This window comes from Moorena sp. SIO2C4 (assembly GCF_010672485.1).
GTDB classification, from domain to species: Bacteria; Cyanobacteriota; Cyanobacteriia; order Cyanobacteriales; family Coleofasciculaceae; genus Moorena; species Moorena producens.
In genome coordinates this window covers 1-5,049 of sequence record NZ_JAAHGN010000534.1, presented here as the reverse complement: position 1 = coordinate 5,049, position 5,049 = coordinate 1, and the positions used below count along the sequence as shown (strand labels likewise).

General features: G+C 45.1%; 3 protein-coding genes and 1 pseudogene. All 4 read left to right on the top strand.

The genetic code is table 11. The features are described from left to right. Positions 1-91 (top strand): HU family DNA-binding protein (locus F6K20_RS23735; RefSeq protein WP_353736813.1); only part of this gene is annotated, 91 nt, incomplete at its 5' end. Between the two features lie 26 nt (positions 92-117). Beyond that, positions 118-1,254: pseudogene (gene cobD, locus F6K20_RS23730) on the top strand (threonine-phosphate decarboxylase CobD). Positions 1,255-1,743: 489 nt separating this feature from the next. Continuing rightward, complete coding sequence (locus tag F6K20_RS23725; protein ID WP_287296248.1) at positions 1,744-3,264, top strand: dihydrolipoyl dehydrogenase family protein; 1,521 nt, start codon at positions 1,744-1,746, stop codon at positions 3,262-3,264. Between the two features lie 98 nt (positions 3,265-3,362). Next, on the top strand, positions 3,363-4,871 hold the full coding sequence (locus F6K20_RS23720; RefSeq protein WP_287296247.1) for a thymidylate synthase: 1,509 nt from the start codon (positions 3,363-3,365) through the stop codon (positions 4,869-4,871). Positions 4,872-5,049 lie beyond the last annotated feature (178 nt).

The window sequence follows — 5,049 nt, the reverse complement described above, 5'->3', positions numbered from 1 at the left end:
CGGTGAAAAGATGGAAATTCCGGCAACTAAGGTTCCAGCCTTTTCTGCTGGTAAGGTTTTTAAAGAGAGAGTTGCACCACCGAAGGAGTAATCGCTGATTCACTCAGAAACTTGTCCTTGAAACGACCAACTCACGGGGGAAATTTAGCCTGGGCAGCAGCACTGGCTAACTGTCCTCCTTCCTTAATTCTTGATTTTTCTGCCAGCATCAATCCTCTTGGTCCCCCTAAAAGTGCGATCACAGCGATTGAGTCTGGGCTAAATAACCTGGTAGCTTATCCTGACCCCAATTATGCCGAGCTGCGGCAGTGTTTGACGCAACTGCATCCAACCCTGACCCCAGACTGGATTCTTCCAGGTAATGGCTCAGCCGAATTATTAACTTGGGCTTGTCGCGAGCTATCAGAACTAGATCAGACCTTGATGATTACCCCAGCATTTAGGGACTACCAACGGGGACTGAAGGCATTTGGAGCAAGAATTAGGAAGTGCCCCCTGATGAGGGAACTCTCGAGACCTAGTCTCAGATGGGGAGATGGGGAGATGGGCCGCGAGATTGATTCTTTGATGCCCTTACTCCCTGACTCCCTTACTTCCTTACTCCCACAATAGGGGACTCGAAAGGGTTTGCTGCTGAATACCCCCCACAATCCCACAGGTCAATTGTTTACCTCAGAAGCAATTGAGCCTTATCTGAAGCAATTTGCTTTGGTGGTTGTGGATGAGGCTTTCATGGATTTCCTGCCTCCTGAGCAGGAGCAAAGCCTGATTCCTTTAATTGGGGATTATCCGAACTTGGTAATTTTGCGATCGCTTACCAAGTTTTACAGCCTTCCTGGACTCAGACTAGGTTATGGCATTGCCCACCCTGAGCGACTCCAACGTTGGCAGAAGTGGCGGGACCCTTGGCCAATCAATACCTTAGCAGCGGCAGCCGCAGCGGCAGTGGTTCAGGATAGAGCATTTCAACAGCAAACCTGGGATTGGTTAGCACCAGCGCGTACGCAACTGTTTCAGGGACTGGCTAAGTTACCTGGTCTCCAACCTTACCCCAGTGCAGCTAACTTCTTGCTAGTACACTCAGAAAAATCCACTTCACAGATCCAAGCACAACTACTCCAACACCATCGGATTCTGATCCGAGATTGCCTAAGCTTCCCGGAATTAGGCGATCGCTTTTTCCGGGTCGCTGTACGTACACAGGCAGATAACCAACGCTTACTAACAGCTTTAAAGAATATTTTGATAAGTTGAAGGTTAGAAGGTTGAAGGTTAGAAGGTTGAAGGTTAGAAGGTTGAAGGTTAGAAGGTTGAAGGTTAGAAGGTTGAAGGTTAGAAGGTTGAAGGTTGAAGGTTGAAGGTTGAAGGTTGAAGGTTGAAGGTTGAAGGTTAAAGGTTAAAGGTTAAAGGTTAAAGGTTAAAGGTTAAAGGTTAAAGGTTAAAGGTTAAAGGTTGCTGGCCGTAGGCGTCTGTTGTCGGATAGGTTAGTTAGATGGTTGTTCGCGTAGCGTGGCCAAAAACCCAAGGTTAGAGCCTGAAACCTGCAACCTGTAACCTGCTAACCTGTAACCTGTAACCTGCTAACCTGTAACCTGCTAACCTGCTAACCTGTAACCTGCTAACCTGTAACCTGCTAACCTGTAACCTGCTAACCTGTAACTTTAAACCTGTAACCTGTAACTTTCAACCGCGTCACCGCGTCACCTGTAACTTGTAACCTGCTAACCTTCAACTTTTGGACGAATGACCGTTGACTATGACCTAATTATCATTGGTGGCACTCCTGCTGGTTTCTATGCTGCTGTTGCGGCTGCTGGTTTAAAGGCTCGTGTGGCTCTGGTAGAGCCTCAGCAAGGACAAACTAGCTGGCTAGGACAGGGGACTATTTACACCAGAGCATTAAGTGAGATGGGGCGTAAGCTTGAGCAGATGCGTGACGCTGGTCAATTGGGTATTTATCCTCAAATAGCTGATTTAACCGAACCAGACATTTCACAGACCGGGTTTCCATCCCTACCACTAACTGAGGTGATGGAATGGGCTAATCTAGTGGTTGCCAACTGCTCAGAACAGAATTCTCCGGCTATTTTAGCTGCTTTAGGAATTGATATTATCACGGGTGAGGGGGAATTTTGCCGACTGCCTCACCTCGGTTTTGTAGTCAACAACCGACGTTTGCGGTCTCGTGCGTATCTGATCGCTACTGGCTCTCGCCCAGATATTAGCGATATCAAAGGGTTACAGACCATAGACTATTTCACACCAAACGATATCTGGCACAAAGTGTTGAAGGTTGGAAAGTTGAAGGTTGCAGGTTCAACCTCCCAACCTTCACTACCCAAAAGCTGGGTAGTAATTGGTGATGAGCCTATTGCTCCAGAACTAGCTCAGACCTTAGCTAGACTCGGTTGTGAGGTAACGTTGGTGGTCAGTACTACCCGTATTTTGTTCCAGGAAGACCCAGAAGCATCTAGGCTGATACAAGCTCAGTTGGAAGCTGAGGGAATTCGGGTTCTGACAGATAGTCCAGTTGATCAGGTCAGAGAGATTGAGGGGAAAACCTGGGTTCAGGCTGGTAATAAGGCAATTGAAGCTGATGCCATTTTACTAGCTACGGGTGAGCAACCCAATGTGGAATCCTTAAATCTAGAAGGGGTTGGGATCAGCTACACTCAGCAGGGTATTCAGATCAATAAGAAACTACAAACGACCAATCCCCACATCTATAGCTGTGGCAAGATGGCTGGTGGTTATCCCTGTGGCCATATTGCCCAGTATCAAGCCAGCATTGCCTTGAAGAATGCATTGTTTTTCCCCTGCTTTAAGGTGGACTATCACGGGATTCCCTGGACAATCTTAACTGAACCCCAATTAGCACGGGTAGGTCTTACAGAAGTAGAAGCTAGAAAGCGCTATGGTAAGAATCTATGGGTGATGCGAGAATATTTTAAAGAGTTAGATCAGGCTCAGCTCCTGGGGCAAACCACTGGGTATATGAAACTGGTAGTGGGGCGCAATGGGACAATTTTAGGAGCAACCATAGTTGGATCACAAGCAACAGAATTAATTGGGGAAATTACCCTAGCGATTGAGCAGAAAATTAACTTGGGTCTGTTGGCAAATGTCTATTATCCCTATCCGACCTTGTCAGAGATTTTTAAGAAAACGGCAATCGAGTGGCAGCGCCAACGAATGAGTCGTAATCAGACTTTAAAAAACTTTCTGGAAGGCTTCTTTAACCTACGCCGTAGTTGGTCAAAATGAATGTTGATTACCATTACTTTAAGCTTAAACCTTAAGTATTTAACAGTTAACATTTAAAATTTAAAAGTCAACATTCAAGCTTCAACTTCTGCATTAAAATGACAGCAATCAGCAAACCAAATGAATTCCAGTATAAACCCCTGTACAAGCCTAACCAACTGATTTACGGTACAGGTCAAACGGCGGTGATTACCGGATGGACGATCAAAGACGCGATCGCAAAAAAGTTAAACCCCTCGGAATTTGCTGTGGTCGGACAGTTATACAGTCCCACCCGGGGAATTAGCCTACTCATTCGTAATCTCCTCGCTAATCCCCATGTCCGCTACTTGGTCATTCTCAACGCTACTAAGGAAGACCGCAATGCTGGGAGTGGAACTTGCTTGCTGGACTTTTTCCACCATGGGGTTGAAGAAGGGAGTAGTGATACTGGTCGTCACTGCTGGGTGATTCGCTCTTCTATCAAAGGGTATATTGACATCGAGATTCCCTTAGTCATCCTAGAACAACTCAGAAAGGAAATTTCTGTGGCAGAGGCTGATTCGATTACCCAAGCCGTTAGTCTGGTTAAGTCTTATGGCTCCAAAACTCAAGAGCCCTGGGGAACACCATTAGAATTTCCCATGGCCAATGATGTCGGGGCATCTGGCTGTGCCCCCCTAAAACCAGGACCGCGCTACGGACATCGCATTCAAGGGCGAACGATAGCTGAAACTTGGGTTAAAATAATTCATCGCATTAAAACTACCGGCACAATTCGGCCCACCGGTTATGACGGATATTGGCAAGAGCTAATTGATTTAATGGCAGTAGTAACGGCAGAACCTCCTGAATTTTACTTTCCTCAGCCCAATTATTTACCATGCGATCGCGACTTTATCCAAGAATACATTCATCAAATCCTGGACGACGCACCCGTAGTAGAAGGGGTGAAATATACTTATGGTCAACGTCTACGTTCTTGGTTCGGACGTGACCAAATCGAGCAAGTCATCACCAAACTCATTGGTGAAATTGATGCCGCCAGTGCAGTGATGTCCCTGTGGGATGTGAAAGACCATGAGAAAGGGGGTAGTCCTTGTCTGAATCACATCTGGCTGAGAGTTGTGGATAATGAATTGTCCCTAACCGCAACATTGAGAAGTAATGATATGTTTAGCGCCTGGGCAGCTAATGCCTTTGGACTCAGAGCCCTACAGCAGTATGTTAAAGACCAAATTGCTAAGCGCGGGGGTATTCAATTAAAAATAGGACCGCTGATTACCGTTAGTCAAAGTGCTCATATTTATGATGATTGTTATGACTATGCTGATCGAATTATTCAAAATCACTATCAACAAATTATCAATTCAGAACAGAAACAGTATGCTGATCCCATTGGTAATTTCTTGATTGAAACCGAAAATACTGATATTATAGTGAAGCAGACCACCCCTGGTAGCGGTGAAGTAATTGCTACGTATTCTGGTAAAAATGCCATGAGTTTAGCTAGAAAAATTTGTAGTGATAATCCGTCAATACAACCTAGTCATGCGGTCTATTTAGGAATAGAATTAGAAAAAGCTTGGAGAGCTATCAAGGAAGACAAAAAATATCAGCAATTATAGCGTTTTTAGTAATTATGATCTACAAAGTAATGGGTGGCACGGGAGTAGGGATTAGGGACTTGCATGTAAAAAAAATACCAATTAAAGTAGGGTGGGCAAAGTTATCTTATCTATAAGACTCATTTGAACCAAAATGTTTTTGCCCACCCTACAAGCTAAAATCTGGTATTTTATTTTT

What these genes read in the sequence shown, in the direction of transcription:
- F6K20_RS23720 (WP_287296247.1), top strand. Translation starts at nt 3,363, where the DNA reads ATGACAGCAATCAGCAAACCAAATGAATTCCAGTATAAACCCCTGTAC.
- F6K20_RS23725 (WP_287296248.1), top strand. Translation starts at nt 1,744, where the DNA reads ATGACCGTTGACTATGACCTAATTATCATTGGTGGCACTCCTGCTGGT.